Source organism: Arthrobacter sp. BK1 (assembly GCF_056680055.1).
Genome location: NZ_CM155263.1, coordinates 1619067 through 1642929, shown reverse-complemented (window position 1 = coordinate 1642929; position 23863 = coordinate 1619067). Strand labels below are relative to the sequence as shown.

Annotated in this window: 20 protein-coding genes; 6 read left to right on the top strand and 14 right to left on the bottom strand. The window is 65.9% G+C overall.

The genetic code is table 11. The features are described 5' to 3' along the window. Positions 1-103 precede the first annotated feature (103 nt). Complete coding sequence (locus AC1MCA_RS07230) at positions 104-1315, top strand: ROK family protein (protein ID WP_479802281.1); 1212 nt, start codon at positions 104-106, stop codon at positions 1313-1315. A gap of 6 nt (positions 1316-1321) precedes the next feature. Here the strand turns inward: AC1MCA_RS07230 and AC1MCA_RS07225 are convergent, their stop codons facing one another. Then, entirely contained in the window at positions 1322-2281 is a 960-nt protein-coding gene (locus AC1MCA_RS07225; RefSeq protein ID WP_479802279.1) for a D-2-hydroxyacid dehydrogenase family protein, read from the bottom strand. Positions 2282-2425: 144 nt separating this feature from the next. On the opposite strand from AC1MCA_RS07225, the gene AC1MCA_RS07220 reads away from it, so the two are divergent. After that, positions 2426-3607, top strand: a complete 1182-nt coding sequence (locus AC1MCA_RS07220; protein WP_479803315.1) for an MFS transporter — start codon at positions 2426-2428, stop codon at positions 3605-3607. Positions 3608-3876: 269 nt separating this feature from the next. Here AC1MCA_RS07220 and aceB read toward each other — a convergent pair whose 3' ends face one another. Both aceB and aceA read right to left on the bottom strand, forming a co-directional pair. Then, positions 3877-5529 carry a malate synthase A gene (gene aceB, locus AC1MCA_RS07215; protein WP_108598951.1) on the bottom strand — a complete coding sequence of 551 codons (1653 nt, stop codon included), beginning with the start codon at positions 5527-5529 and terminating at the stop codon, positions 3877-3879. 250 nt (positions 5530-5779) lie between these two features. Then, positions 5780-7096, bottom strand: a complete 1317-nt coding sequence (gene aceA, locus AC1MCA_RS07210) for an isocitrate lyase (protein WP_479802277.1) — start codon at positions 7094-7096, stop codon at positions 5780-5782. Between the two features lie 181 nt (positions 7097-7277). On the opposite strand from aceA, the gene AC1MCA_RS07205 reads away from it, so the two are divergent. Further along, positions 7278-8765: a helix-turn-helix domain-containing protein gene (locus AC1MCA_RS07205; protein ID WP_479802275.1), complete on the top strand. Its 1488-nt coding sequence runs from the start codon at positions 7278-7280 to the stop codon at positions 8763-8765. A gap of 137 nt (positions 8766-8902) precedes the next feature. On the opposite strand, the gene AC1MCA_RS07200 is transcribed toward AC1MCA_RS07205, so the two are convergent. The 3 genes from AC1MCA_RS07200 to AC1MCA_RS07190 are packed head-to-tail and all read right to left on the bottom strand — an operon-like array spanning position 8903 to position 12091. Then, entirely contained in the window at positions 8903-9913 is a 1011-nt protein-coding gene (locus AC1MCA_RS07200; RefSeq protein WP_479802273.1) for a TAXI family TRAP transporter solute-binding subunit, read from the bottom strand. Continuing rightward, complete coding sequence (locus AC1MCA_RS07195) at positions 9906-11426, bottom strand: sensor histidine kinase (protein ID WP_479802272.1); 1521 nt, start codon at positions 11424-11426, stop codon at positions 9906-9908. The genes AC1MCA_RS07200 and AC1MCA_RS07195 overlap by 8 nt, the downstream gene beginning before the upstream one ends. Next, the gene (locus AC1MCA_RS07190) at positions 11423-12091 is read right to left on the bottom strand and encodes a response regulator transcription factor (RefSeq protein ID WP_479802270.1); all 669 of its coding nucleotides are present in this window, start codon (positions 12089-12091) and stop codon (positions 11423-11425) included. The genes AC1MCA_RS07195 and AC1MCA_RS07190 overlap by 4 nt, the downstream gene beginning before the upstream one ends. A gap of 257 nt (positions 12092-12348) precedes the next feature. Here AC1MCA_RS07190 and AC1MCA_RS07185 point away from each other — a divergent pair, with 257 nt between their 5' ends. Together AC1MCA_RS07185 and AC1MCA_RS07180 are read left to right on the top strand one after the other, a co-directional pair. After that, on the top strand, positions 12349-13737 hold the full coding sequence (locus AC1MCA_RS07185) for an MFS transporter (protein WP_479802268.1): 1389 nt from the start codon (positions 12349-12351) through the stop codon (positions 13735-13737). Positions 13738-14181: 444 nt separating this feature from the next. Then, a complete protein-coding gene (locus tag AC1MCA_RS07180) occupies positions 14182-15474 on the top strand; it encodes a serpin family protein (RefSeq protein ID WP_479802266.1) in 1293 nt (430 codons plus the stop codon). 122 nt (positions 15475-15596) lie between these two features. Here the strand turns inward: AC1MCA_RS07180 and AC1MCA_RS07175 are convergent, their stop codons facing one another. The 4 genes from AC1MCA_RS07175 to AC1MCA_RS07160 all read right to left on the bottom strand — a co-directional run bounded on the left by AC1MCA_RS07175 (position 15597) and on the right by AC1MCA_RS07160 (position 18435). Further along, positions 15597-16448 (bottom strand): hydroxymethylpyrimidine/phosphomethylpyrimidine kinase, encoded by an 852-nt coding sequence (locus tag AC1MCA_RS07175; RefSeq protein ID WP_479802264.1) that lies wholly within the window; start codon positions 16446-16448, stop codon positions 15597-15599. Next, a complete protein-coding gene (locus AC1MCA_RS07170; protein WP_479802262.1) occupies positions 16445-16654 on the bottom strand; it encodes a hypothetical protein in 210 nt (69 codons plus the stop codon). Before AC1MCA_RS07170 ends, AC1MCA_RS07175 begins: the two co-directional genes overlap by 4 nt. A gap of 189 nt (positions 16655-16843) precedes the next feature. Continuing rightward, positions 16844-17761 (bottom strand): TIGR01777 family oxidoreductase, encoded by a 918-nt coding sequence (locus AC1MCA_RS07165; RefSeq protein ID WP_479802260.1) that lies wholly within the window; start codon positions 17759-17761, stop codon positions 16844-16846. 17 nt (positions 17762-17778) lie between these two features. Next, positions 17779-18435, bottom strand: coding sequence for a TetR/AcrR family transcriptional regulator (locus AC1MCA_RS07160; RefSeq protein ID WP_479802258.1), 657 nt, complete (start codon positions 18433-18435; stop codon positions 17779-17781). A 198-nt stretch (positions 18436-18633) separates the two neighbouring features. Here AC1MCA_RS07160 and AC1MCA_RS07155 point away from each other — a divergent pair, with 198 nt between their 5' ends. Further along, positions 18634-19350, top strand: coding sequence for a queuosine precursor transporter (locus tag AC1MCA_RS07155; protein ID WP_108599652.1), 717 nt, complete (start codon positions 18634-18636; stop codon positions 19348-19350). Positions 19351-19526: 176 nt separating this feature from the next. On the opposite strand, the gene AC1MCA_RS07150 is transcribed toward AC1MCA_RS07155, so the two are convergent. From AC1MCA_RS07150 to AC1MCA_RS07135, 4 genes are all read right to left on the bottom strand, one after another. Then, complete coding sequence (locus AC1MCA_RS07150; RefSeq protein WP_479802256.1) at positions 19527-20468, bottom strand: type IV toxin-antitoxin system AbiEi family antitoxin domain-containing protein; 942 nt, start codon at positions 20466-20468, stop codon at positions 19527-19529. Between the two features lie 185 nt (positions 20469-20653). After that, positions 20654-21970: a tRNA guanosine(34) transglycosylase Tgt gene (tgt, locus tag AC1MCA_RS07145; protein ID WP_479802254.1), complete on the bottom strand. Its 1317-nt coding sequence runs from the start codon at positions 21968-21970 to the stop codon at positions 20654-20656. Positions 21971-22003: 33 nt separating this feature from the next. Then, positions 22004-22729, bottom strand: coding sequence for an SRPBCC family protein (locus AC1MCA_RS07140; protein ID WP_479802252.1), 726 nt, complete (start codon positions 22727-22729; stop codon positions 22004-22006). Positions 22730-22790: 61 nt separating this feature from the next. Beyond that, positions 22791-23780, bottom strand: a complete 990-nt coding sequence (locus AC1MCA_RS07135) for a DUF6707 family protein (protein WP_479802250.1) — start codon at positions 23778-23780, stop codon at positions 22791-22793. Between the last annotated feature and the right edge of the window lie 83 nt (positions 23781-23863).

Below are 23863 nucleotides of genomic sequence, written 5' to 3'. Positions count from 1 at the left end.
TAAAGCTAAGGCGACTTTTGTCGAACGTCAAGCAAAAGATGCTGGAGTGTCGATTTTCTTTCCCCGTGTGACATGCAGAAGCCCGGTGTGTTATCCATGATTCATGACCACGCACCCCGGCCCTTTTCAGCCTGCGGCAGATTCAGGCGGCAACCTGGCGCGCGCCGGTGACCTCTTCCAGCTGTTGCGGGACGGTAAGGCACGTACCCGCGCCGACCTCGCCCTGACGACGGGGCTGGCGCGCTCCACCGTGGCATCCAGGATCGATGCCTTGCTCCTGTCCGGACTGGTGGGTCCCGCGGGAGAGGCTAATTCCAGTGGCGGCAGGCCGCCGTCGCGCTTTGCCTTCAACCCGGCGGCGCGGGCCGTACTGGCCGTCGACGTCGGGGCCACCCACGTGATCGTTGCCGTCACCGATCTCAGCGGCCGGGTGCTGGCCGAGCAGCGACTTGCCCAGGATGTAGCCGCTGGTCCGGAGGCTGTGCTGGACCGTGTGGTGAGTGAGGGCCTGGCGGTCCTCGCCAAAGCCGGCCGGACAGCCGGCGAGGTTGCCGGCATAGGCATTGGGCTGCCCGGTCCCGTGGAGCACGCCACTGGCCGGCCGGTCAAGCCGCCCATCATGCCTGGCTGGGACGGGTTCGACGTCGTCAGTTACGTCCAGCGCTCGCTGCCGGTGCCGGTGCTGGTGGACAACGACGTCAACATCATGGCGCTGGGGGAGCGCGCCGCGCATTGGCCCGAGCACAGTAATTTCCTCTTCGTCAAGGTGGCCACCGGCATTGGCGCGGGGATCATCAGCAACGGTGAACTCCAGCGCGGTGCCAACGGAACGGCCGGCGATCTTGGCCACGTGAGGGTGCCCCGCGGTGATGATGTGCTGTGCCGCTGCGGTAACACCGGCTGCTTGGAAGCGCTTGCATCCGGGCCCGCGATCGCCGCGGAACTCAGCCGGCTGGGCGTTCCGGCCAGCAAGGGCAGCGATGTCCGGCGGCTGGTCAACGAGGGCAATCCGCTGGCCGTCCAGGCCCTGCGCCAGGCCGGACGCGATCTGGGGGACGTCCTGGCCACCGTGGTGAACCTTCTCAACCCCTCAGTCATCGTCCTCGGCGGAAGCCTGGGCCAAGTGGGCGATCATCTGATGGCAGGCGTGCGCGAGGTGGTGTACCGGCGCTCGCTTCCGCTGGCGACCTCGCACCTGCGGATCGCCCTGTCCATCGCCGGTGACCAGGCGGCGATTCTCGGCGCGAGTCAGATGGTCACCCAACATGTGCTTTCGCCTGCCGCGATTGAGGCAACCCTCCAGGCGGCCGGCTAAAGCGCGTCAGGAACCGATCACGCGGACCGGCGAACCCGCCAGCCACGCGCTGACATCCTCAAAAGCGCCGCCGTAAAACTGCCGGTAGCTCTCCCGCGTGACGTAACCCAGATGCGGGGACAGTACTGTGTTCGGGGCGCTGAGCAGCGGATGGCCGGACGGGATTGGCTCCTCGTCGAACACGTCCAGCGCAGCTCCCCGGATCCAGCCCTCGCTCAAGGCCCGGACCAGGGCGTCCTGGTCAACCAACGGTCCCCGCGCCGTGTTCACCAGCAGGCCCTCCGGGCCCAGGAGGCGCAATTCCTGCTCGCCCACGATCCCCTCTGAACGGGGAGAGAGCCGCAGGTGCAAGGTGGCGACGTCGGAATTCCGGAAAAGATCTTCCTTACTGACTCTCCGGGCACCGGCCTCCGCCGCCGCTTCCTCCGTCAGGTTCTGGCTCCAGGCCAGCACCTCCATGCCAAAGGCCTGCCCGTAGGCCGCGATCCGCCGCCCGATCTTGCCCAGGCCCACAATTCCCAGGGTCTTGCCCGCGAGCTCGATGCCCACGGAGGTCTGCCAGGTTCCGGCCCGCAGGGAGTTCTCCTCGGCCGGAAGATTCCGGGCAAGCGCCAGGAGCAGGGCCCAGGTCAGTTCCGGAGCAGCGGTGGGCGAGCCGGGTGTCCCGCACACCGTGATGCCAAGTTCGCCGGCCGCCTCCACGTCGATGGCGGCGTTCGCCATGCCGGTGGTGACAAGCAGTTTCAAGGCGGGAAGTTTCTCCAGCACTGCCCGGGGAAAGGGCGTCCGCTCCCGCATCGCCACCACGATCCGGCAGTCGACCAGCGCCGCCACCAGCGCATCCGGGGACGTGAAGGGTTCGCGGAAGACAGACGTTGTGACGCCGGCCTGTTCCAGGGAGGCCCAGTCGGCGAAGCCGTGCGCAACGTCCTGGTAGTCGTCAAGGATGGCAAGCCGCTGCTGCATATCTGGTCCTTCGTCCGTGGTCCGGGGCCGTGATGTTCATCCTAGGCCCCCTCAAAGGTGCGCGGAGCCAACGGGGGGCGTGATAGCAATGGGGGTGATGAAATCATTTTTAAGCCCTCCGGAATCGCTGTGAGCGGGCGGCTCATGGCGAGGGTTCCGAAATCCTGGATCCTGCTCGCGTGCATCGGCCTCTTGGCCCTGAACCTGCGTGGACCTTTCGTGGCCGTTGCCCCCGTGGTGGACATCATGCAGGCGGACCTCGGGTTTTCACCGGTGGTCCTGGGGCTCCTCACCAGCATCCCGGTGCTGTGTTTTGCGCTCGCTGCCCCGCTGGCATCCCTGACGGCGCGGCGTTTCGGCGCTGAGTTCGCCGTCACCCTCACCATTCTGGGCGTGCTGGCCGGGGTGATCGTCCGTTCCGCCGGAGGCCCGGCGCTCGTGCTCGTGGGAACCGTGATGATCGGCCTGGCCATCACCATCGGCAACATCGGCGTGCCGCTGATCGTCCGCCGTGACTTCTCGCCGCGGCGGCAGGGCACAGCGATGGGTGTCTACACGGCGGCCCTGAACATCGGATCGTTCCTGACGTCCATGGTGGCGGCGCCGCTGGCCGAGCTCGCGGGTTGGCAAATCTCCCTCGCCTCCGTCGGCATCCTGGCGGTGGTGGCCATCATTTTCTGGACGCTGGCTGTGGGCGCCCGCACCGCATTTGTGCCCTCGGCTGAGGTGGTTCCCGGCGGCCAGGAGCATCCCGCGGTCAAGGGGTCAGGCTGGATCACTGCCGGCCTGACCGCAGGCTTCGCCGGGCAGGCTTTTTCCTACTACGCTGTGACCGCCTGGCTCCCGAGCTACCTCAACGACGAGCTGGACATGACCGCTTCCGCCGCCGGGGCGGGGTCCTCCCTGTTCCAGATCTTCGCGATCGTGGGCGGCCTGGGCGTGCCGCTTGCCACCAAATACTTCAGTACGACGACGACGGCGGTCACCTTGGGCGTGTTGTGGGTGGCCGTACCCGCCGGGCTGATGCTCGCACCGCAGCTGTGGTGGCTCTGGTCCATCTCCGGCGGCATCGCCCAGGGCGGCGGCATCACGGTCATCTTCATCGCCATCATCAAACTGGCCCGGGACCAGGCCTCGGCCGGCAGGATGTCCGCCACGGTTCAGGGGCTCGGGTACTGCTTCGCCGCCGTTGCCCCGCCCCTCGTCGGGTTCGTCCACAACGCCACCGGTTCCTGGACCCCGGCGTTGCTCCTGATCCTGGCCTCGACGCTGACCTTCTTCCTCAGCACGACCCTCTCCGTGCGGCTGGTGCCCAAGGGCCGCTGACCCGGCCTCCCCCTGCTCCGGACGCTCTCTCACTTAATGCAGCTTAAACACCATCGCTCTCTCACTTTCTTGTGGAAAGTGAGAGAGCGATCAGGGTTTTCCTGCATTGAGTGAGAGAGCGTCGGGGGGTGCGCCGCGTGTGGTGCGTCCCGCCGTCGTCTCCTTGCTGAATGGTGGTTCCGTCGCCGGGCCGGCTCCCCGGATCTCGGGGTGCCTGTTGCGAAGGGCGTGCCGGCCCGGCAGACGGAATTCTGTGCGGCTGCTGCCTCTTAGGCGGCGGCGAGTTCCTCGGCGGAGGCCTTCGTCTTGGCTTCCGTGAGGTAGCGGGCGTAGGCGGGGAGGGTGAGGAAGGACGGGAAATCCCGGGCGAGGGTGACTTCTTCGAAGATGTCGCGGGCGTCTTCGAAGCGGTCGCCGTCGAAGCGTTCCAGGCGGGCGAACTCTTCGTCGAGGAGTTCCTCGATCCAGTGGTGGGTGATGATTTCGCCGTGATCGGTGATGGCGGACGCGTACATCCACTGCCAGAGCTGGGAGCGGGAGATTTCCGCGGTGGCGGCGTCCTCCATGAGGTTGTGGATGGCGACGGCACCGTTGCCCCGGAGCCAGGATTCGATGTAGCGGATGCCTACCTCGATGTTGTTCCGGATGCCCTGTTCGGTGATGGTCCCTTCGGTGGCGGCCACGTTGATCAGGGCGGCGTCGTCCGGGATCACGTCCTCACGGGTGCGCTCAAGCTGGTTGGGACGTTCGCCGAGGATGGAGTCGAACACTTCGCGGCAGACCGGAACGAGGTCGGGGTGGGCCACCCAGGAGCCGTCGAAGCCATCGTTGGCCTCGCGGGTCTTATCGGCGCGGACCTTTTCGAAGGCGTTGGTGTTGGCGGCTTCGTCCTTGCGGTTGGGGACGGCTGCTGCCATGCCGCCGATGGCCATGGCGCCGCGCTTGTGGCAGGCCCGTACCAGCTGTTCGGTGTAGGCGCGCATAAAGGGCTGGGTCATGGTCACCTGGCCGCGGTCCGGCAGGACGAACCGGGGGCCGCGGGTGCGGAAGTTTTTGATCAGGGAGAAGATGTAGTCCCAGCGGCCGGCGTTCAGGCCTGCGGCGTGATCACGCAGTTCATAGAGGATTTCCTCCATTTCGAACGCGGCGGTGATGGTCTCGATCAGGACGGTGGCGCGGATGGTGCCCTGCGGGATTCCCAGCAGGTCCTGGGCGAGGATGAAGATGTCGTTCCACAGCCGTGCTTCGAGGTGGTTCTCGATCTTGGGCAGGTAGAAGTAGGGGCCTTTGCCCTGGGCCAGGAGGCGGTGTGCGTTGTGGAAGAAGAACAGGCCGAAGTCCACGATGCCGCCGGCGATCGGGGCGCCGTCGATGATCATGTGCTTCTCGGGCAGGTGCCAGCCGCGGGGGCGGACCACGATGGTGGGCAGTTCGCCGGCGGGGCGGAGCTTGTATTCCTTGCCCTCGGGGGAGGTGAAGTCGATCCGGCGTTCCAGGGCGTCGGTAAGGTTCAGCTGGCCCTTGATGACGTTGCGCCAGGTGGGGGTGGAGGAGTCCTCCATGTCCGCGAGCCAGACCTTCGCGCCGGAGTTCAGGGCGTTGATGGTCATTTTCTGGTCCACCGGTCCGGTGATTTCCACGCGGCGATCCTCCAGGCCCGGGGCCGGGGGAGCGACGCGCCAGGACGGGTCGTTGCGGATGTCCTCGGTTTCCCGGAGGAACCGGGGGTCCTGGCCGGCCGCGATCTCGGCCCGCCGGGTCCGGCGTGCCTGCAGCAGTTCCTGCCGGCGCTCGGCAGTTGCCCGGTGCAGTTTCGCGACGAACTCCAGAGCGTCCGGAGTAAGAACCTCGTTCTGCCGGCAGATGGGCTGCGCGGTCATGGTGATTCCGTTGATCGTGAAGTCGTCAGTAAAGCTGTTCATGTCAATCTCTCCTCGGAGACGCAAAGTGTTCGACGGCGGGGTACAGGGCGGGGCCGAAAAAAGGTAATCCTCCGTGTGCTATTCCCCATCCCCGCCGGGGCCTCGCAAAGCTCGGCCGGGCGGGGACAGGGCCCCTTTTACGCACACTTCCGGATCACCTTCCCCGGCCCCCGGTGGCATCGGCACCTTCGTGCCGGCCGCCGTCGTGCCTTCGGGTGAGCAGTTCGTCCGCTCACCGTGGGCGGGAGTTTTAGTGGAATTGGCCCTCTTCGGTCGATCCGACCAGAGCGAGGGTGGATGCGTTCGGGTTGAGCGCAGTTGCGATGTCGTCGAAGTAGCCGGTGCCGACTTCGCGCTGGTGCTTGGTTGCGGTGTAGCCGCGGGATTCGGAGGCGAATTCCTTCTCCTGGAGCTCGACGTAGGCGCTCATGCCTTCACGGGCGTAACCGTGGGCGAGATCGAACATCGAGTAGTTCAGGGCGTGGAAGCCGGCCAAGGTGATGAACTGGAACGTGAAGCCCATGGCGCCGAGTTCACGCTGGAACTTGGCGATGGTGGCGTCGTCCAGGTGCTTGCGCCAGTTGAACGACGGCGAGCAGTTGTAGGAGAGCATCTGGTCCGGGAAGTCGGCCTTGACGGCTTCGGCGAACTTGCGGGCCAGCTCCAGGTCCGGGGTGCCCGTTTCCATCCAAATGAGGTCGGAGTACGGGGCGTAGGCCTTGGCGCGGGCGATGCAGGGTTCGATGCCGTTGCGGACCTTGTAGAAGCCTTCCGGGGTGCGCTCACCGGTGACGAATTCCTGGTCGCGGGGATCGACGTCGGAGGTGATCAGGGTTGCTGCCTCGGCGTCGGTGCGGGCGATGACCACGGACGGGGTGCCGGCGACGTCCGCGGCGAGGCGGGCGGCGTTCAGGGTGCGGACGTGCTGCTGGGTGGGGATGAGGACCTTGCCGCCGAGGTGGCCGCACTTCTTCTCCGAGGCGAGCTGGTCTTCCCAGTGAACGCCTGAGGCGCCGGCCTGGATCATGGATTTCATGAGTTCGTAGGCGTTCAGCGGGCCACCGAAGCCGGCCTCGGCGTCGGCGATGATCGGGACCATCCAGTCCTCAACAGTCTGGACACCCTCGGAGAACTCGATCTGGTCGGCGCGGAGCAGGGCGTTGTTGATGCGGCGGACCACGGTGGGAACGGAGTTGGCCGGGTAAAGGGACTGGTCCGGGTAGGTGTGGCCGGAGTTGTTGGCGTCCGCGGCGACCTGCCAGCCGGAGAGGTAGATGGCGCGCAGGCCGGCCTTGACCTGCTGCACGGCCTGGTTGCCGGTCAAGGCGCCCAGGGCGTTGGTGTAGCCGCCGGTCTTGTGCTCTTCGGTGAGCTGCTTCCACAGCTTCTCCGAGCCGCGGCGGGCCAGGGTGTGCTCTTCGGAGACGCGGCCGCGGAGCTTGACGACGTCCGAGGCCTTGTAGTCACGGGTCACACCTTCCCAGCGGGGATTGGCCGACCACTCAAGCTCCAGGGCGGCGGCCTGCTGTTCGGGCGTCTGCTGGGTGGGCTCAAAAGCTGCAGTCATCGTTGATCTCCTTGATTGAGCTCCGGTGGTTATCCGCTGACCGGAACTGCTCCGTTGCAGTTCCGGCCAGCTACCCCCGGTGCGGTGTTTCTTTCCGTGATTACTACTTTTCAGCACTTCACAACACTTCGATAGAGGAAAACCGTAGAAAGAAACGCACTTCTTCGCGTATCCTCAAGAAATGTCCCCTGGAAGTTGGAATCGTGAAGCCGCACCGTCGTCGTCGTCCTCTGCCGCCCCGGAATTGGACGTCATCAGCCTGGGCCGCCGCGTGCGCCATCTCCGCAAGCAGGCCGGCTTCACCCTCGATGACCTGAGTGCCGCCGTCGGGACCGCACCCAGTCAGCTGAGCCTGATCGAGAACGGCAAGCGGGAGCCCAAGCTCTCCCTGCTGCAGGGGCTGGCCGGCGCCTTCAACGTCAGCATCGACCAGCTGCTCGGGGCCGAACCGCCCAGCCGCCGTGCAGCCCTGGAAATCGAGCTTGAACGCTACCAGCGCGGGCCACTCTATGAGTCCCTCAACCTCCCCAAAATCCGCATCAGCTCACGGCTTCCCCTCGATGTGCTGGAAGCCCAGGTGGGTCTGCTGCACGAGCTCGAACGGAAGCTGAACGAACAAGTGGCAACGCCCGAGGAGGCCCGCCGCGCGAACGGCGAGCTGCGTGCCATGATGCGCGAGCGCGGCAACTACTTCCCGGAGTATGAGGCCGAGGCGCAGAAGGTGCTGGGCCTGGTGGGGTACACGGGCGGACCGCTGAGCCAGCACGTGATCGCCGATATCGCCGAAAAGCTGGGATTCACCCTCCACCACGTGGGTGACCTGCCGCATTCCACCCGCTCCGTGACCGATTTGAAGAACCACAGAATTTACCTGACGCAGAACCAGCGGCAGGACCACGACCCCAGATCTGTCCTGCTGCAGGCTTTGGGACATTACGTCCTGGGGCATGAGACGCCTAAAAACTACGGCGACTTCCTGGCCCAGCGTGTGGCGACCAATTACTTCGCGGCAGCGTTGCTGCTGCCGGAGCAGGCCACTGTGGACTTCCTGCAGACCGCCAAAACCGCCAAGGAAATCGCGGTGGAGGACATCCGGGACGCCTTCGCCGTCTCCTACGAGACCGCCGCGCACCGCTTCACCAACCTGGCCACCAAGCACCTGGGCATCACCACCCACTTCCAGAAGACCCATCAAAGCGGCATCATCTACAAGGCATACGAGAACGACGGCGTGGCGTTCCCGCAGGACCACACCGGCGCCATTGAGGGCCAGCCGTCGTGCAAGGCCTGGACATCGCGGGCGGTGTTTGATGTGCCGGACAAGTTCAGCGCCTACAGCCAGTACACCGATACCCCGTCCGGAACCTACTGGTGCACGGCACGGACTGAGCGCTCGGCCAACGGCGAGTTCTCGCTGTCGATCGGGGTGCCGTACCAGCACGTGAAGTGGTTCCGTGGGCGGGAGACGACCGCGCGGGCAACCTCAACGTGCCCCGATCCGAAATGCTGCAAGCGTCCCCCCGCGGAACTGACCACCGCCTGGGCCGGGAATGCCTGGCCGTCGGCCCGCGCCCATTCGCACCTGCTCGCCGCCATGCCGCCCGGCGCGTTTCCCGGCGTGGACGAGACCGAGGTGTACAGCTTCCTGCAGGCCCACTCCGGGGCCTGACGCTCTGGCACTTCCTGCCGGTTTTCCGGCGACGGTCTATCACTTACTGCCGGTTTTTCCACGACGCTCCATCACTTTCTTCAAGAAAGTGATGGAGCGTTCGTGAATTTATTGCATCAAGTGAGAGAGCGTTGGGCCTAGCCGTGCAGCTCCCGGTAGGCGGCTGCCGCGGCGGGGTGCAGCGGAAGTCCCGGAGTGTTGATCAACGACTCCGGGCTCAGGAACTGCACGCCCAGGCTGGAGCGCGGGACCAGTTCCTGAGCATGATTGACCAGAATCTCCACAGTCTTTTTCACCGTGCGGGCATCCGTATCGCTCCGGCACAGCAGGAGGTTCGCCAGGCCCACCGTCCAGACCGCCGGAATGCCCGGATAGGCACTCTCCGGGATCAGCACGCGGTCATAGAAAAGCCCGTGTTTGGCACGCAGCGCCGGCAGGAGCGGCGAGAGGTCCAGGAGAGCCAGCCCTGCGTCACGGTGGGCGGCCGCAATGGCCGCGGTAGGCACGCCGCCGGACCAGAACAACGCGTCCACGGACTTGTTCCGCAGGGCTGCAAGGCCCTCGTTGAGCCCAAGGTTGAGGACGCTGACGGTCCCTCCGGAGGTGGCAGTTGCGCCGGCGCCAAGTGCGGTGAAGCCCAGCCCGGCGGCCTCGATCAGCCGGGGAGTGGTCAGCGACGTCCCCGAGCCAGGCTCACCGACTGCCACGGTCCGGCCTGCCAGCCCGCCGATATCCCGGATCCCGCTGTCCCGCCGGACAACGCAGTGGATGTAGTTCTCGTAGACCTTCCCGACGGCGGAGATTCCGACGGCGTTTGTGTCACCTGCCGCTGAGCGCTGGGCAGCTGCGTCCGAGAGTGCGATGGCGAACGTTGCCTTGCCCGAGAGCAGGAATTCAATATTATCCAGGCTGCCACCGGTGGTCAGCGCCGTGGCCTGGCCTGCTGCACCATAGCGCTGCAGCGATGCGGCGAGCAGTCCGGCGAACTCCAGATAAAAGCCCCCGGGCTCGCCGCCGGCAACCGTGATCGTGTCCGGGCGGTCTTCAGGTGTGCATCCACTGAGGGCTGGCAGCAGCAGCCCGGTCAGGCCGGCTGCCAGGCCTGCTTTGAGGGCAGTCCGGCGGGAAAAAACGTACAAGTCACTCATTCGAGGCAACCTGCCCTGGACCGGTTGCCTGGTCTTGCCCGGTCAGGGCTGCCTGCCCGGGCAAGGAGGCAGGCCCGGCAGCGGCATCAGGCCCGGTCACTGCGGGCGGGAACTCAAGGCGCGCAACCAGGCCGTGGGGGATGGCCCCGGCAAGCACCAGGCGGCCTGAATTGGCGCTGGCCAGCTTGTCCACGATGGTCATGCCCAGGCCATTGCCGCCGATGCCGCGGTTGCGCGGTGAGCGCCAGAACCGGCCGGTGGCCGCTGCCCGTTCGTCGGCCGAAAGCCCGGGGCCGTCGTCGGACACCTCGATGGTGACGGCGCCTCCGCTACGCAGGGCACCGATAGAGATTCGGGCGCCCGGCGCGTACTTGATGGCGTTGTTGATCAGTTCCGCCACCATCTGGGCCAGTTCGGCGGGGTTGGCGGCGATCTGCACGGCCGGTTCCGGCGGACCGTGCAGCAGGATTGTCGCCCCACTGCGGAGGGCTGCGGGTCCGGCCCGTTCGGCTTCCTCCTGGAGGATCGGGTGCGGATCGATGGGAGCCTGAACCCGGCCTGCGGGGCTGCTCCAAGATCCGCCCAGTGGGCTCCGGGCAGAGTATTCACTTGCCCTGTGCTCAGCCGCCGCCAGCCTCAGGACCCCCTCGAGGAGGTCTTCCACATGCTCCAGTTCTGCCACGACCCCGGCTGCGGCGTCCTGCTGGCGGGCAGTTTGGAGTTCCAGCTGGAGCAGATCGATCCTGAGCCGCAGGGCGCCTACCGGGTTGCGGAGCTCGTGCGAGGTGTCGGCGATCAGTTGCCGCTGGGACTCCAGGCTGTTGCTGACGGTCCGGGCCATCGTGGTGAAGGAACGGCTCAACTCCCGCAGCTCCGGCGGCCCATCCTCAGGAAGCTGACCGGTCCGGCCGGTTGCCTCGAACTGGGTCACTGCCGCGTTCAGGCGATGGACCGGGCGCAGCACCCACCGGGTCACCCTTGCAGCAACCAGGAGGAGCATGGCTGCGAGCGCGGCGGCCGCCAACCCGACGACGAGCCACCGCTCACGCAGTTTCTGCCGGGCCGGTTCCACCTTCACCTCCAGGACCACCTCGCCCAGCACCTGGCTGGCACTGCCGAAGGACCGGGACAGCACCTCTGAGTCCGGGCCAAAAGGCTGAAGCGGGGGCAGAGTGGTGTCGCTGAGGTTCAGGTTCGCCCGGGCCAGTGCGTCACCGACGTCGGCCCTGTCCTCGCTGAGGCCCCCCGAGCGCAAGGTGCCCTGCTGGAGGCGGATCAGGACTCCCTCGCCGTAGAGCTCGGAATATCTGTCCATTTCCGTCTGGAGCCCCGCAGAAACCTCGGCGGTTGTGGCGTCCAGGGCCACCTGCGCGAACCGGTTCAGTGCGGCCACCCGTTTGATCTGGAGTTCCTGGGTCAGCTCGCGGCTGACCGACGCCAGGATGGCGGTGGAGCCCAGCAGGACCAGCAGGACGGACAGTACGCTCAGGATGCCCAGGACGCGCAGCTTCACGCGGAGTCAGCCTCGATCCGGTAGCCCACGCCGCGGACGTTGATGATGAAGCCGGGCAGTTGGAGCTTGGCCCGCAGCCCGGTCAGGTGGACGTCGAGGGCGCGGGAGGTGGCTACGAAGGCGTCTCCCCACAGCGCGTCGAGGATCTGTTCCCTGGTCACTACAGAACCCGCATGACCAGCCAGCAGGGCAAGCAGATCGAACTCCGTGGCGGTCAAAGGCAATTCCTCTGAACCCCGGGTTGCCACACGCCGTTCGAGGTCGATCTGCAGATCCCGCAGGGCGATGACCTGCTGCGGCGCGGCGGCGTGGCGGCCCGCCCGTCGCGTCACTGCTTCGATGCGGGCCAAAAGCTCAACGAGCTTCACAGGCTTGACGAGGTAGTCGTCCGCTCCGGACCGCAGGCCGAGCACCACGCTGCGTTCGTCGTCGCGCGCTGTCAGGATCAGGATCGGCACCGGGGTGACCTGGCGCAGCTTCCGCAGGACTTCAAGGCCATCCATGTCCGGAAGCCCCAGGTCCAGGAGGATCACCCCGAACTTCCGGTGGACCAGCAGGGCGTCGGCGCCGCGCGCCACGCGGGTGGGGTGGTGCCCGGCCGTTACCACCGCGGCGGCCAGTGCGGAAGCCATGGCGTCGTCGTCCTCGACGATCAGCAATTCCATGGCACGGTCCCTTTTCGTTGACTGGGCACCAAAATCTGCCCGCTTTGGAGATTACCCTCCGGCCCCGGCGAAACCTAAGGAAGTGTTAGGAAATGGCCTGCCACGTAGGTTGTGCTGTGCATCACCCATAACTTGGATGAGTCCCTTGGCGTGTGCAGGGACCGTCAACGTCGAGGAGGAACCATGGGCAATGTCGCCATGGACAGCACGAAACTGCGCCAGGAAGCCGCGGCGCCGCAATCCAGGAAGGTTCAGCGATGAGCACCCAGCAAACCGAAATCCAGAGCGAGGCAGCCCAGACCCGCCGGGCAGTGAGCAACATCCTGAAAGGCTCCGCGGGCAACCTGGTGGAGTGGTACGACCTGTACGTCTACACCGTCTTCGCCGCCTACTTCCAATCCCACTTCTTCAACTCCCAGGACGATCTTCAAGCGGGACTGGAAGCGATGGCGGTCTTCTCGACGTCGTTCCTCATGCGCCCCATCGGCGCCTGGTTCTTCGGCCGCTATGCCGACCGGAAGGGCCGCAAAGCCGCGCTGACGCTCAGCGTGACGCTGATGTCTGCAGGGTCCTTTGCCATCGCGATCCTGCCCACCACGCAACAGGTGGGCGTCTGGGCCCTGGTGATGCTGATTTTTGTCCGCCTGGTCCAAGGCTTCTCCGTGGGCGGCGAGTACGGCACCAGCGCCACCTACATGTCCGAGGCCGCCACCTCCAAGCGCCGCGGCTTCTTCTCCAGCTTCCAGTACGTGACCCTGATCGGCGGCCAGATGCTGGCTCTGCTGGTGCTGGTCATCCTCCAGAACGTGATGCCCAAGGGCGACCTGACCGAGTGGGGCTGGCGTATCCCGTTCGCCATCGGCGGTGTGGCCGCTCTGGTGGTTCTGTGGCTGCGGCGTTCGATGGAGGAAACTGTCTCTGAAGAGCAGGTCCTTGCTGCCAAGGCGCCCATCGCGGCCGGTGAGGCCCAGCCCGGCACTATGCGGTTGCTCTTCACGCAGTACTGGAAGCCGCTGCTGATCTGCATCGGCGTGACCCTCGGCGGCACCGTGGCGTTCTACACCTACACCAACTTCATCCTGAAGTTCATGAACGATACGTCCGGCATCGCCAAGACCGACACCTCCGTCATCAACTTCTGGGCCCTGTTCATCTTCATGCTGCTCCAGCCTGTCTACGGCCTGATTTCGGACAAGGTGGGCCGCAAGCCGCTGCTGCTGTGGTTCGGCATCACCGGTGTCCTGTTCACCTGGCCGCTGCTGTCCACGCTGGCCGGCACCAAAGACCCGTTCATGGCGTTCATGCTGATGCTCGGTGGCCTGCTGATCGTTGGCGGCTACACCTCCATCAACGCGCTGGTCAAGGCTGAGCTGTTCCCCGCTTCCATCCGCGCCCTGGGCGTCGGGCTGGGCTACGCGATCGCCAACTCGCTCTTCGGCGGCACGGTCCCGCTGCTCGGCGCTGCGTTCCAGAAAGCCGAGCGGGTGGACCTGTTCTTCGCCTACGTCACGGTTGCCATTGCCATCTCGCTGGTGGTCTACATCTTCGCCCTGAAGAACAAGAAGACCACCCACCTGGACCGCGAGCAGGGCGACGCCTGGAACCGCCCGGCCAAGGACGACGACAAGGACCTCCTCAACGTCTAGTGCCCGGGACAACAGACACAGGGGACGTACGACGGCGGGTGGCCGCCCGCCGTCGTACACCCACCCCACCGGGGCGCTCTGGCAGATCCTGCTGGTTTTCCCCCGATGCTCTCTCACTTTCTTTGGGAAAGTGAGAGAGCGTCGGGGGATTTCCTGCGTTTAGTGAGAGAGCGTTCCGATCGGGGTGGGGGCTATGTTGGCCGTGTCAGCTGATGAGCCCACCCACGTGATCGCGGGAGTGCGCACCCGTGGCCAAGGACCTCGCCACCCATCCCCGAGGTTTTGTTTCGGGAAACAGGCGGTCCCGTCGTCGCCCGTTTCCGAGACCGAAACGACGGCAAACCGTGACCCTACGGGCATCGTTCCGTGGCGGGCCGGCTGGTTGACTGAAAGTGCAGGCGGAATCCCCTGCAGCGTCGGCCAACCATGTCTCAGGGGGACAAGATGAAGACAACCAGAGCGGCCAGAATCGCGACGGCCGGTGCCCTGGTTGCGCTCACCGCCTGTTCGGCGCCCGCGCCGGAGCTTCTGACGGCCGACGGCGTGGAACGGGTGTCGGTGGACCGTGCGGACTACGCCGCCGAGCTGCGTTCCTTCCGGGCTTCGGCTTTTGGGCTCGGCGAGGCGCTGCTGGCCGACGGCGGCGAGGGGGCCGCGGGGAACGTGGTGTCCTCACCCACGAGCCTGCTGATTGCCCTGTCGATGCTCCGCGTTGGGGCCTCCGGCGAGACCGCCGCTGAGATGGACAGCGTTCTCACATTTCCCGCGGAGAAGCGTGACGAGGCCATGAATGCGGTGCTCGGCTCGCTGGAGAAGGTCGACGGCGACCCGGGCTCCGTGGACGAGGACAACCCGCCGCGGAACCCGGTCATGCACGCCGCCAACGGGCTCTTTGTGGACAAAGGTGTCCCCACTGGTGCGTCATTTTTGGACACCCTGGCCCGGCACTACGGGACCGGCGTCTATCCCGTGGACTTCAGCAATGAGGGGGCGACGAAGCCGGCCATTGATGCCTGGGTCAACAAGAACACGGGCGGCCGGATCAAGGAAGCTCCCGCAAAGTACGATCCCGACAATACCTTCAGCCTGCTCAACGCCCTCTACTTCGCATCAGCATGGAGCGAGCCGTTTGACCCGAACGCCACCTCTGACCTGCCCTTCACCACGGCCGCCGGCGAGGAAATCGAGGCGCCCGCCATGCATAACGAACTTGAGATGAACTACGCGGAGGGGACCGGCTGGAGCGGCGTGGACTTGCCGTACGCTGACGGTTTCGTCATGCGGCTGGTCCTGCCGGAAGTCGGGAAGGGCACCGCGGACCGCCCCGCCGCCGCCGCCTTGACCGCTGAGGAGCTGACGGAGATCGCAGACACCTTTGATGCGTCCCCGTTGGTGTCAGTGCGGATCCAGCTGCCCCGCTGGGACCACAAGTCCAGTTTTGACCTGCGGAAGGTCCTCGGGTCCTTGGGACTGGTCAGGACACTCAACAATGCTGAGGACTTCAACAACATCCAGCCCGACATGAAGATCACCCAGGCCGCCCAGGCTGCCAACATCACCGTGGCGGAAAAGGGTACTGTCGCGGCGGCTGTCACCCAGATCAGCGGGATGGCCTCCGGCGCGCCGGCGGAGCCCGAACGGACCATCGATTTCGACCGGCCGTTCCATTACCAGATCGTCCACGTTGAGACCGGCCTGCCGCTCTTCATGGGAATCGTGGCCGACCCCCGCTCCTGAGACTGTTGAGTGGGGCACCCTGGCACGGTGCCAGAGGGTTTGGGAAAACCCTGCAGGGAGTGCCAGAGGGTCTGGGAAAATCCTGCAGGAAGTGCCAGAGGGTCGCGGGGGCGGGGGAGTGGTTAGCGGGGCCCGCCCTGCCAGAGGGCGTCGAACGGGGCGCCCGAGGCAACCCGGTTGCGGATGCCCGCGGTCACAAACTCCTTGGCCGTCCGGGCCGCTTCCAGCGGGCTGGCTCCCTTGGCCAGTTCGGCCGTCACCGCCGCAGCAAGCGAGCAGCCCGCACCGGACACAGCAACCTCGCCCACCTTGGGCGCGCTGAGCACCTCGAGTGTCTCGCCGTCGTAGTAAACGTCGACGGCGTCCGGGCCTGACAGCCTCACGCCGCCCTTGGCGAGCACCGCGGCGCCGCTGAGCTCGTGAATGCGGATGGCTGCGGCTTTGAGGGACTCGACGTCGGTGATCGCCAGCCCGGACAGCGACTCCGCTTCGAAGTGGTTGGGAGTGACGAACGTGGCCAACGGCAGGATCTGTGCCTTCAGGGCGAGGTCAGTGTCCAGCGCATGGCCGGGCTCCTGGCCCTTGCAGATGAGCACCGGATCCAGGACCACATGGCGGAATCCTGCGCCCGACAGTGCGGTGGCGACGGTGTTGATGGTCGCCGGGCTGCCCAGCATGCCGATCTTCACGGCGTCCAGAACCGGCCCATAGGCCGCCGTCGTGGCTTCCAGCTGGTCCGCGATCACCTGCTGGTCCACCGGCACAAAGCGGTGGTTCCAGTTGTCGTTCGGATTGAACGACACGATGCACGTCAGGTTGGCGATGCCAAAGACGCCCAACTCCTGGAACGTCTTCAGATCGGCCTGGGCGCCGGCGCCGCCCGTAGCCTCGGATCCCGCAATGGTCAGGACGACGGCGGGAGCAAGGGCGGGAGCAGCGGCTGGGGACTGGGAGTCAGTTGAAGCGAACGTCATGGTTCCATCCTGCCATCAGGCGCCGGGCCTCCGCCGGGGATGACGCCGCGAAAGGGCTCCGCCCCGTCATGCGTGGTCACGAGGCGGACCACAGCCAACCGTCCTGCGCCGGCACAAATGCCGGCCCACAGGACAAGGCCCCACATGGTGTACCAGCCGCCACCGGCCATGAACAGGAGGGTGAGTAATCCCGCGACCAGCAACATGCAGCAGCTGGTCCCGGACACCCCGCATCAGGATTCCGGTGGCCAGGGCCAGCGGCATTCCCAGCAGCAGCGCCGCGGCGGTGCCAAAAACGTAGCCTGTGGCCCCGAGCGGAATACCAAACAGGGCCACGGTGATTCCGGTCCCAAGGAGGAAGGCCCCTGGCCCGAACGTCACGCGACGCAGGCGGTTCATGGACTCCCCTTGGCGATCGCGAGCAGCGCGCGCCCCAGCTCAGGGTGCCGGAACGTGAACCCCGCATCGATGAGTTTCCGCGGCTGCACCCACCGGCTTTTCAGCACGAGTTCCGTATCGGTGCGGATCAGCACGGCCCCCAGCCGCAGGAGCCAGGTAGGAGTGGGGAGGCCCGGCCGCACCCCGTACGCGCGCCGGACAAGCCGCATCAGTTCACGGTTGTCCACCACGTCGGGAGAGGCCACGTTCACCGGACCGGAGATGTCCGTCCGTGAGTGGAGGAAGAGGATGGTGCGGTACACGTCCTCCACATGAATCCAGCTGAACTTCTGGCGGCCGGATCCCATGTGCCCGCCCAGGCCAAGCCGCGCCAAGGCTGCGAACGGGCGCAGGGCGCCGCCGCCGGGGCCCAGGACGATGGCGATCCGTAAGGCGATTTTCCGCACCCCGGGCGTGGGGACAGCTTCCAGCGCGGTTTCCCATGCCCGCGCCACGTCCACCGAGAAGCCGGTGCCGGGTTCGCCGTCGGACTCCGTCTGGGGCCGGTCGTCCGCGTGCCGGTAGATGGTGCCGGTGCTGGCGTTCAGCCAGGCCGACGGCGGCGCCTGGCACCGCGCGAGGGCACGGCCCAGTGCCTCGGTAGTGGAGACGCGGGAATTGAGGATGGCCGCCCTGTTCCGCGCGTTGTAGCGGCAGTTGACGGAGCGTCCCGCGAGGTTGACCAGAAGGTCGGCGCCGTCCAGCACCCGGGTGATGGCGCCGTCGTCGTTCCAATTCGCCGAATCGGCTGCACCCGGTGCCGCCCGGCGGCCGATGGTGCGAACCTTCCAGCCGTCCCGCTCGAAGCGGTCCCGGAGGCAGGTGCCGATGAAGCCCGAAGCCCCGGCGAGCACCACGGTGTTTGTTTTGGTCATCTCTTCCCCTTTGTCGTTCAGTCCCGGATACTGCGGCTCAGGTTCAGGACGTCGTCAAGCATCCTGTTGACGCCCGGAATCCGTGCCAGTGACAGGCCCCGGGTGATCAGCGGGACAACGCCGTCCACCAGCTTCCGGGTCCGGCGCTGGTCCTCGGAGGTGTCGTAGACCCAGAACAACGCGATGCCCATGTAAGCCAGCCACAGCAGTTCCGGCAGCTCCGAACGGAGCTTCTTCGGAGCCGGCGGGCTGGAACCTTCCACTGCCGCCCGGAAGATGGCGAGTGAAGCCTCCCGGGCCGCCGCCGACTTTCCTGCGAAGGGATTGACGGGCGAGGTGGGGCGGATGGCCGTGGCCACGAAGTCTGCGCCGAACCGGTGATACGGTGCCATGACGTCCAGTCCGGTGTGCAGTGTGGCCCTTAGGCGGCTGCCCAGGTCCTTCAGGCCTTCGAGTGACTCCTCTGCTGTGGCCGCGTGCTCGGCCTGGACCTGGATATAGAGTTCCTGGACCAGATCGTCCTTGGACGCAAAGTAGTAGTAGGCGTTGCCCACGGAGACCCCGGCCTCGGCTGCAATGGCGCGCATGGTGGTCTTCTCGAAGCCGATCTCGCGGAACATGCGAAGTGCCACGTCTGCTACCCGTTGCCTGGTCTGTTCACTCTTGGCTGCCATGCTCACTCCTTTTGAACGTGTTCAAAAGTCAGTCTGCCATGGAACTGAACGTGTTCAAAATAGTGCGGTGCCTGTTCGGTGGAAGAGTCGCGCCTGTTCGGTGGGAGAATAGCGTGACAGTGCTAATACAGCCGGTGTCCCGAACCTCCATTGGGTAACGCGGAGACCCGAGCGAACCACTACGAAACGGATTCCCCCATGCCTTCCCCCTCGGGCCCTGACGCCCTTAAACTCGACAACTCCGCACGGACAGCGCCGAAATTCGCGTCGATCGGATCGCCTTACTTCGGCATCATGCTGGCCTTCATGGCCGTGGTGCTGATCCTGTCCAACATCGGTGCATCCAAGGGTGTGGCGATCGGCCCGATCATTACCGACGGTGGCTTCTTCCTGTTCCCGCTGGCCTACATCCTGGGCGATGTGATCAGCGAGGTGTACGGCTTCAAGGTGGCCCGTAAAGCCATTTTCACCACCTTCGCCCTGTCCGTCTTCGCCTCGGTCTGCTACTGGGTGATCATCGCCCTGCCCGGCTTCGACGACGAGTTTGGCACGTCCAAGCAGGCCGCCCTTGAGGGTGCGCTTGGCCCGGTTCCGCAGATTGTGCTCGCCTCGCTGCTGGCGTTCCTGGCAGGCCAGACCATCAACTCCTGGATCCTGGTGAAAATGAAGGCCCGCTCGGGGGAGAAGTCCCTGTGGGCAAGGCTGATGGGCTCGTCCGGCGCGGGCGAGTTCGTGGACACCCTGATTTTCTGCAGCATCGCAGCCTCCGTCATCGGCATCACGGACTTCGGCACCTTCCTGAACTACGTGGTGGTGGGCTTCGTCTACAAGACCCTGGTGGAGTTCCTCTTCGTGCCGGTGACCTCGCTGGTGATCGGCTGGATCAAGAAGCGCGAACCGAGCTACGGGGCGTAGCCACCCCGGGCCACCCGCCCCGCGCCCCGGCCACCCACCCCACTCCGCGCCCCGCCACCCCCCGCCCCGCCCCACCCCGCGCCCGGCCACCCACCCGCGCCCCGTTTCGACGGTTCCCTGCGCACACGACGTCTGCAGCCGTCGAGTGTGCAGGGAACCAGCGAAATGGGCCGACCCTAGGCAGCGGATTTCCTCCGGAGTGCCCGGAGGACGGTCATCTTGAACTCCTGCTCGCGGAACAGGTGTTTCCATTCGACCCGGACGAAGCTCCAGCCAAGGGCCATCAAGGCTTTTTCGCGCTGGCGTTCGGCGAAGATGGCCTCGTCAGTGGGCTGGTAGTCGAAGTACTTCACCTTGCCGTCAAATTCCAAGGCCACCTTCTTATCCCGCCACGCGAAGTCCAAGCGGTGCTGGCCGGCCGCGGACCCCACCGCCACTTGAAGTTCGGGTGGCTCGATGCAGAGCCGGTGGAGAAGCTCGCGGGAGAGCGTTTCGCCGGGAGATTCGGACCGGGCATCGCTGTTTTCGATGGCCCGGCGAAGGGCCAGGACGCCGTTTCTTCCAGTCAATGCAGAGCACATTGCCCGGAGCTTCTCCGCATCCGCGCCCTTCCTCAAGGCGTGGTCCATCAGGACCAGGGACTGCCTGTAATTAAGCATGAGGCAGCAATCCACGACCGTCCGCTCCAGCGACGTGCAGGGCAGGCCATCCACGAAAATGATGTCCCCCGCCTCCAGCGTCCGCGTGTGTGCCACGACGTCCTTGCCATGGGATACGGGCGAGGGGCACGTCTGCTGGGTGATGTGGACGCGGTCGTCGACATCCCACAGGTACAGCGCATGGAGCCTGGCAGCGGAGGTGTGGCTGTACACAAAGCCCCCGCCCGACGTCGTCAGCGTTCCGTGGGCATGGGCTGCGATCACTTGGCGGCTGCGCACCCATCGCTTCTGCTTCGCCCAGATGCTTCCGCGGATGTAGCAGCCGCGCCGGAGCCGGACCAGGTCCTGGGACCGGACCAATGCAGCGATGGCCCGTGCGTTGAGACCTGCTTCCAGCAGCTCCCCGGTCCGCCACAGGTCCACTCCAACCGGAAGGCCGCGGGTAGATTCTTTTGCCATGGGCCCAGCCTCCACCGGTCGCCCTGGCCGCGGCAGACCGTGGAGTTGCTATGTGGACAAGCCCGGTTCGACGGTTCCCGGCGCACACGACGTTCGTAGCCGTCGAGTGCGCAGGGAACCGTCGAAACGGTGCGATGCACCCGCCGCGGAGCACACCTGCCGAAGGGGCCAGGCGCGGAAGGCGCTCAGGAGTAGTACTGCGCCAGGGTCTCGGCCTTGAAGTCGAAGAAGGTGCCTGACTCGATGGCCAGCCGGGCGTCGTCCACCATCTTCACCACAAAGCGTTCGTTGTGGATGGAGATCAGCGTGGCCGAGAGCATCTCCTTGGCCTTGAACAGGTGGTGGATGTAGGCGCGGGAGTAGTTGGCGCAGGCGTAGCAGTCACACCCGTCCTGCAGCGGACCGAAATCACGCTTGTACTTGGCGCCGGAGAGGTTGAAGCGGCCCTGCGGCGTGTAGAACGCGGAGTTGCGGGCCACCCGGGTGGGGGAGACACAGTCGAAGGTGTCGGCGCCGTTCTCGATCGCGGTGAAGATATCGTCCGGTTCGGAAATGCCCAGCAGGTGCCGCGGCTTGTCCTCGGGCAGCTCCTCATTGCACCAGCGGACAATCGTGCCCAGGTTCTCCTTCTCCAGCGCACCGCCGATCCCGTACCCGTCGAAGTCCATGGCACCAAGGTCCCGGCAGGCTTTCCGCCGCAGGTCCTCGTACTGGGCGCCCTGGATGACGCCGAAGAGTGCCTGGTACGGCTTGCCCACCCGGGACGAGGTCAGCCGGAAGTGCTCGTCGAGGCAGCGCAAAGCCCACAGCCGCGTCCGCTCCAGCGACTCTTCCTGGTAGCCACGGGAGTTCTGCAGGGTGGTCAGTTCGTCGAAGGCGAACATGATGTCCGCGCCGATCCGGTGCTGGACCTGCATGGAGATTTCGGGGGAGAAGCGGTGCCGGTCGCCGTTGAGGTGCGATTTGAACCACACCCCGTCGTCGTCGATGTGGGCCAGGCGTTCCTTGCCGGGCGCCACGGCGTCGTCCGGACCGGAGGCGTCCACCGACTTCATGTCGATGACCTTCTTGAACCCGGAGCCCAGGCTCATCACCTGGAACCCGCCGGAGTCCGTGAAAGTGGGGCCCTGCCAGTTCATGAAGGCGCCCAGCCCGCCGGCTTCGTCCAGGATGTCCGCGCCCGGCTGGAGGTACAGGTGGTAGGCGTTGGCCAGGAGCGCCTGCGCCCCGAGCTCCGCCATGGACTCCGGCAGGACTGACTTCACGGTGGCCTTGGTCCCGACGGCGATGAAAGCCGGCGTCCGGATCTCACCGTGCGGCGTGGTGATGGTCCCGGTGCGGCCCAGGAACTCGCCGCCGTTGGCGGCCTCCTGGGCGGACGACGGCGCGCAGCGCCCGGCCAGGCGGGTGCCAACGGTGAACGAGAACTGCGACTGGTCAGCCGCCGCCGCGGGAGTGGACGTCTCGGCTGCGGGCATGGCTGGGGAGGGGTTGGCTGGCACGGTTCCAGTGTGCCAGCTATCGGTCCTGTTCCCTCAGTGGAGCGCGTTTGATGTGGGGTAGTTCTCAGCCCGCCAGCCATCCCAGTGCGAATTGATGGCCTCAAGCTTGTGGGCGCCCAGATCGTAGGTGGATATGATCACCAGGGAGCCGCCCTCGGGCCGCACGTCGTCGATGACGGGCTGGTCGGCAACGATCAGCAGGCCGTCCCCGTGCTCCGCATAGCTGTGGACGGTCAGGCCCACCTGGTGGTTGGTGCGGTACCAGACCTTGCCGGAGATTTCCTCGCCGGTCCCCAGCGTCAGCTCGTACGGCTCCCCGGGAGCGGGTACGCCGGACAGCCCCAGTTTGTCGATGGCGGAGCTTTTCCCGCCGGGAAACTCGAAGAACAGGGTGTGCCGTTTGCCGTGGGGATGGCGTTCCAGGGCGAAGCGGAGCTGCTGGAGGAAAGTCAGCCAGCCCTGGGTGATGTCCTCGTCCCAGGCCGCCCACTCGGAGTTGTGGTCCAGTGCTGCCCGGGTGACGCTGACCAATGTCCCGCCGGGCACCGGTTTCAGGTCGAAGACGTCCCCGCCGTGGGTGGTCAGGCTGGTGTGGTCCGGGGCTTCAACCACGTCCTTGTGGAAGTAGATCTCATGGATCTCGGCAGCCAGTTCGTCGGCCTCCCAGCCATGCCACTGCGCTACTTTGGCCGGTTCGCGCAGCATGGTCCAAACCTGCGGCGCATCAGCATTGATTACTACGCTCAGATTGTTCGTCATAGCCCGAATGTACAACGCAGGCGCGGCCCCGGGTAGGGGGAATTCCCCTCACCCGGACCGCTCAGGCCCTGACGGCCTCGAGTTCGTTGCTGATCCGGCGCTGTAGTTCGCCGGCGCCTATGGTTTCCGATCCGCCGTGGGCCCGCAGGAAAAGCAGGGACTCAAGGCGCAACAGCCGCCACTCCCGCTCGGCCTCGTGGTTGGAGTTGTCGATGGAACGGAAGATTTCTTTGTCGTACAGGTTCGGTTCATTCAGGGAACGCTGGCGGATCTTGGCATTCATCCGGGACTTGAAGGGGTCCGTTTCCTGGTTCTCCGGAGAGCGCAGCAGCTTTTCATAGACCTCGGCCCGGTCCTCCTGCCGGTCCTGGCGGCAAATGTAGCTGGACAGGGCGAGGGAGGCCTCCACGGACGCCCATCTGCCCGGGTTTCCGTCGAACGGCAGGACGTTGAGCAGGTCCGCGACCGCCAGCGCACCGTCAGGATCCTTGAGCGTGATGAACAGTTCGTGTGCCAGGTCGCTGAGGTCTTTGAGGCAGCTTCCGGACTTGAAGTTGATGCCTTTGGTCAGCTTGTCGGCGAGCAGCAGCACCCCTCCGGCGTCGGGGTGTGCTTCTGCAGCAGCTTCCACGACGGCTTCGGGCGTGCCCTGCGGCTCAGGGATGCGTGCAAGCTCTGCCGCGGTTGGCCCGCTCACGGCGGGCGGAATCGCAGGCAGGGGAGGTACGACGACGGCAGGAGACACCGGGGCTTCCTCCGGTTCCGTCGCGGCAGGTTCCACGGCCAGGGACAGCGGCGCGCCGGCGTCGGGCGTTTCGTCAAGGGCGCTGGTGTTCACGATCTTCACGGCTGAGCCTGCGGCGATGCGCACTGTGCCGCCGCCGGAAAGGCTGGCCAGGATCAGAGCGGGGGCCCCGTAGTCATCGGACTCAAGCTCCACCTGCTGGATTTCCGCGGTCCGTTCACCGTCCGGCAGGAGGAGCTGATCGCCGGTGGTCAAAGAGCCAGCCTGCTGTTCGCTGTAGTACCGGGAGACTGGGGTTTCGGTCATGGAAGTCCTTAAATTCTCTTGCGGTCCGCCCTACAGTCTACAAAGGCAGGTGCCGGAAGTCGGGGACCCCGGGGTTTCGCGCG

Bases quoted from the DNA above. Each gene is read 5' to 3' on its own strand.
- AC1MCA_RS07230 (WP_479802281.1), top strand. From the start codon at position 104: ATGACCACGCACCCCGGCCCTTTTCAGCCTGCGGCAGATTCAGGCGGC.
- AC1MCA_RS07225 (WP_479802279.1), bottom strand. From the start codon at position 2,281: ATGCAGCAGCGGCTTGCCATCCTTGACGACTACCAGGACGTTGCGCAC.
- AC1MCA_RS07220 (WP_479803315.1), top strand. From the start codon at position 2,426: ATGGCGAGGGTTCCGAAATCCTGGATCCTGCTCGCGTGCATCGGCCTC.
- aceB (WP_108598951.1), bottom strand. From the start codon at position 5,529: ATGAACAGCTTTACTGACGACTTCACGATCAACGGAATCACCATGACC.
- aceA (WP_479802277.1), bottom strand. From the start codon at position 7,096: ATGACTGCAGCTTTTGAGCCCACCCAGCAGACGCCCGAACAGCAGGCC.
- AC1MCA_RS07205 (WP_479802275.1), top strand. From the start codon at position 7,278: ATGTCCCCTGGAAGTTGGAATCGTGAAGCCGCACCGTCGTCGTCGTCC.
- AC1MCA_RS07200 (WP_479802273.1), bottom strand. From the start codon at position 9,913: ATGAGTGACTTGTACGTTTTTTCCCGCCGGACTGCCCTCAAAGCAGGC.
- AC1MCA_RS07190 (WP_479802270.1), bottom strand. From the start codon at position 12,091: ATGGAATTGCTGATCGTCGAGGACGACGACGCCATGGCTTCCGCACTG.
- AC1MCA_RS07185 (WP_479802268.1), top strand. From the start codon at position 12,349: ATGAGCACCCAGCAAACCGAAATCCAGAGCGAGGCAGCCCAGACCCGC.
- AC1MCA_RS07180 (WP_479802266.1), top strand. From the start codon at position 14,182: ATGAAGACAACCAGAGCGGCCAGAATCGCGACGGCCGGTGCCCTGGTT.
- AC1MCA_RS07175 (WP_479802264.1), bottom strand. From the start codon at position 16,448: ATGACGTTCGCTTCAACTGACTCCCAGTCCCCAGCCGCTGCTCCCGCC.
- AC1MCA_RS07170 (WP_479802262.1), bottom strand. From the start codon at position 16,654: ATGTTGCTGGTCGCGGGATTACTCACCCTCCTGTTCATGGCCGGTGGC.
- AC1MCA_RS07165 (WP_479802260.1), bottom strand. From the start codon at position 17,761: ATGACCAAAACAAACACCGTGGTGCTCGCCGGGGCTTCGGGCTTCATC.
- AC1MCA_RS07160 (WP_479802258.1), bottom strand. From the start codon at position 18,435: ATGGCAGCCAAGAGTGAACAGACCAGGCAACGGGTAGCAGACGTGGCA.
- AC1MCA_RS07155 (WP_108599652.1), top strand. From the start codon at position 18,634: ATGCCTTCCCCCTCGGGCCCTGACGCCCTTAAACTCGACAACTCCGCA.
- AC1MCA_RS07150 (WP_479802256.1), bottom strand. From the start codon at position 20,468: ATGGCAAAAGAATCTACCCGCGGCCTTCCGGTTGGAGTGGACCTGTGG.
- AC1MCA_RS07140 (WP_479802252.1), bottom strand. From the start codon at position 22,729: ATGACGAACAATCTGAGCGTAGTAATCAATGCTGATGCGCCGCAGGTT.
- AC1MCA_RS07135 (WP_479802250.1), bottom strand. From the start codon at position 23,780: ATGACCGAAACCCCAGTCTCCCGGTACTACAGCGAACAGCAGGCTGGC.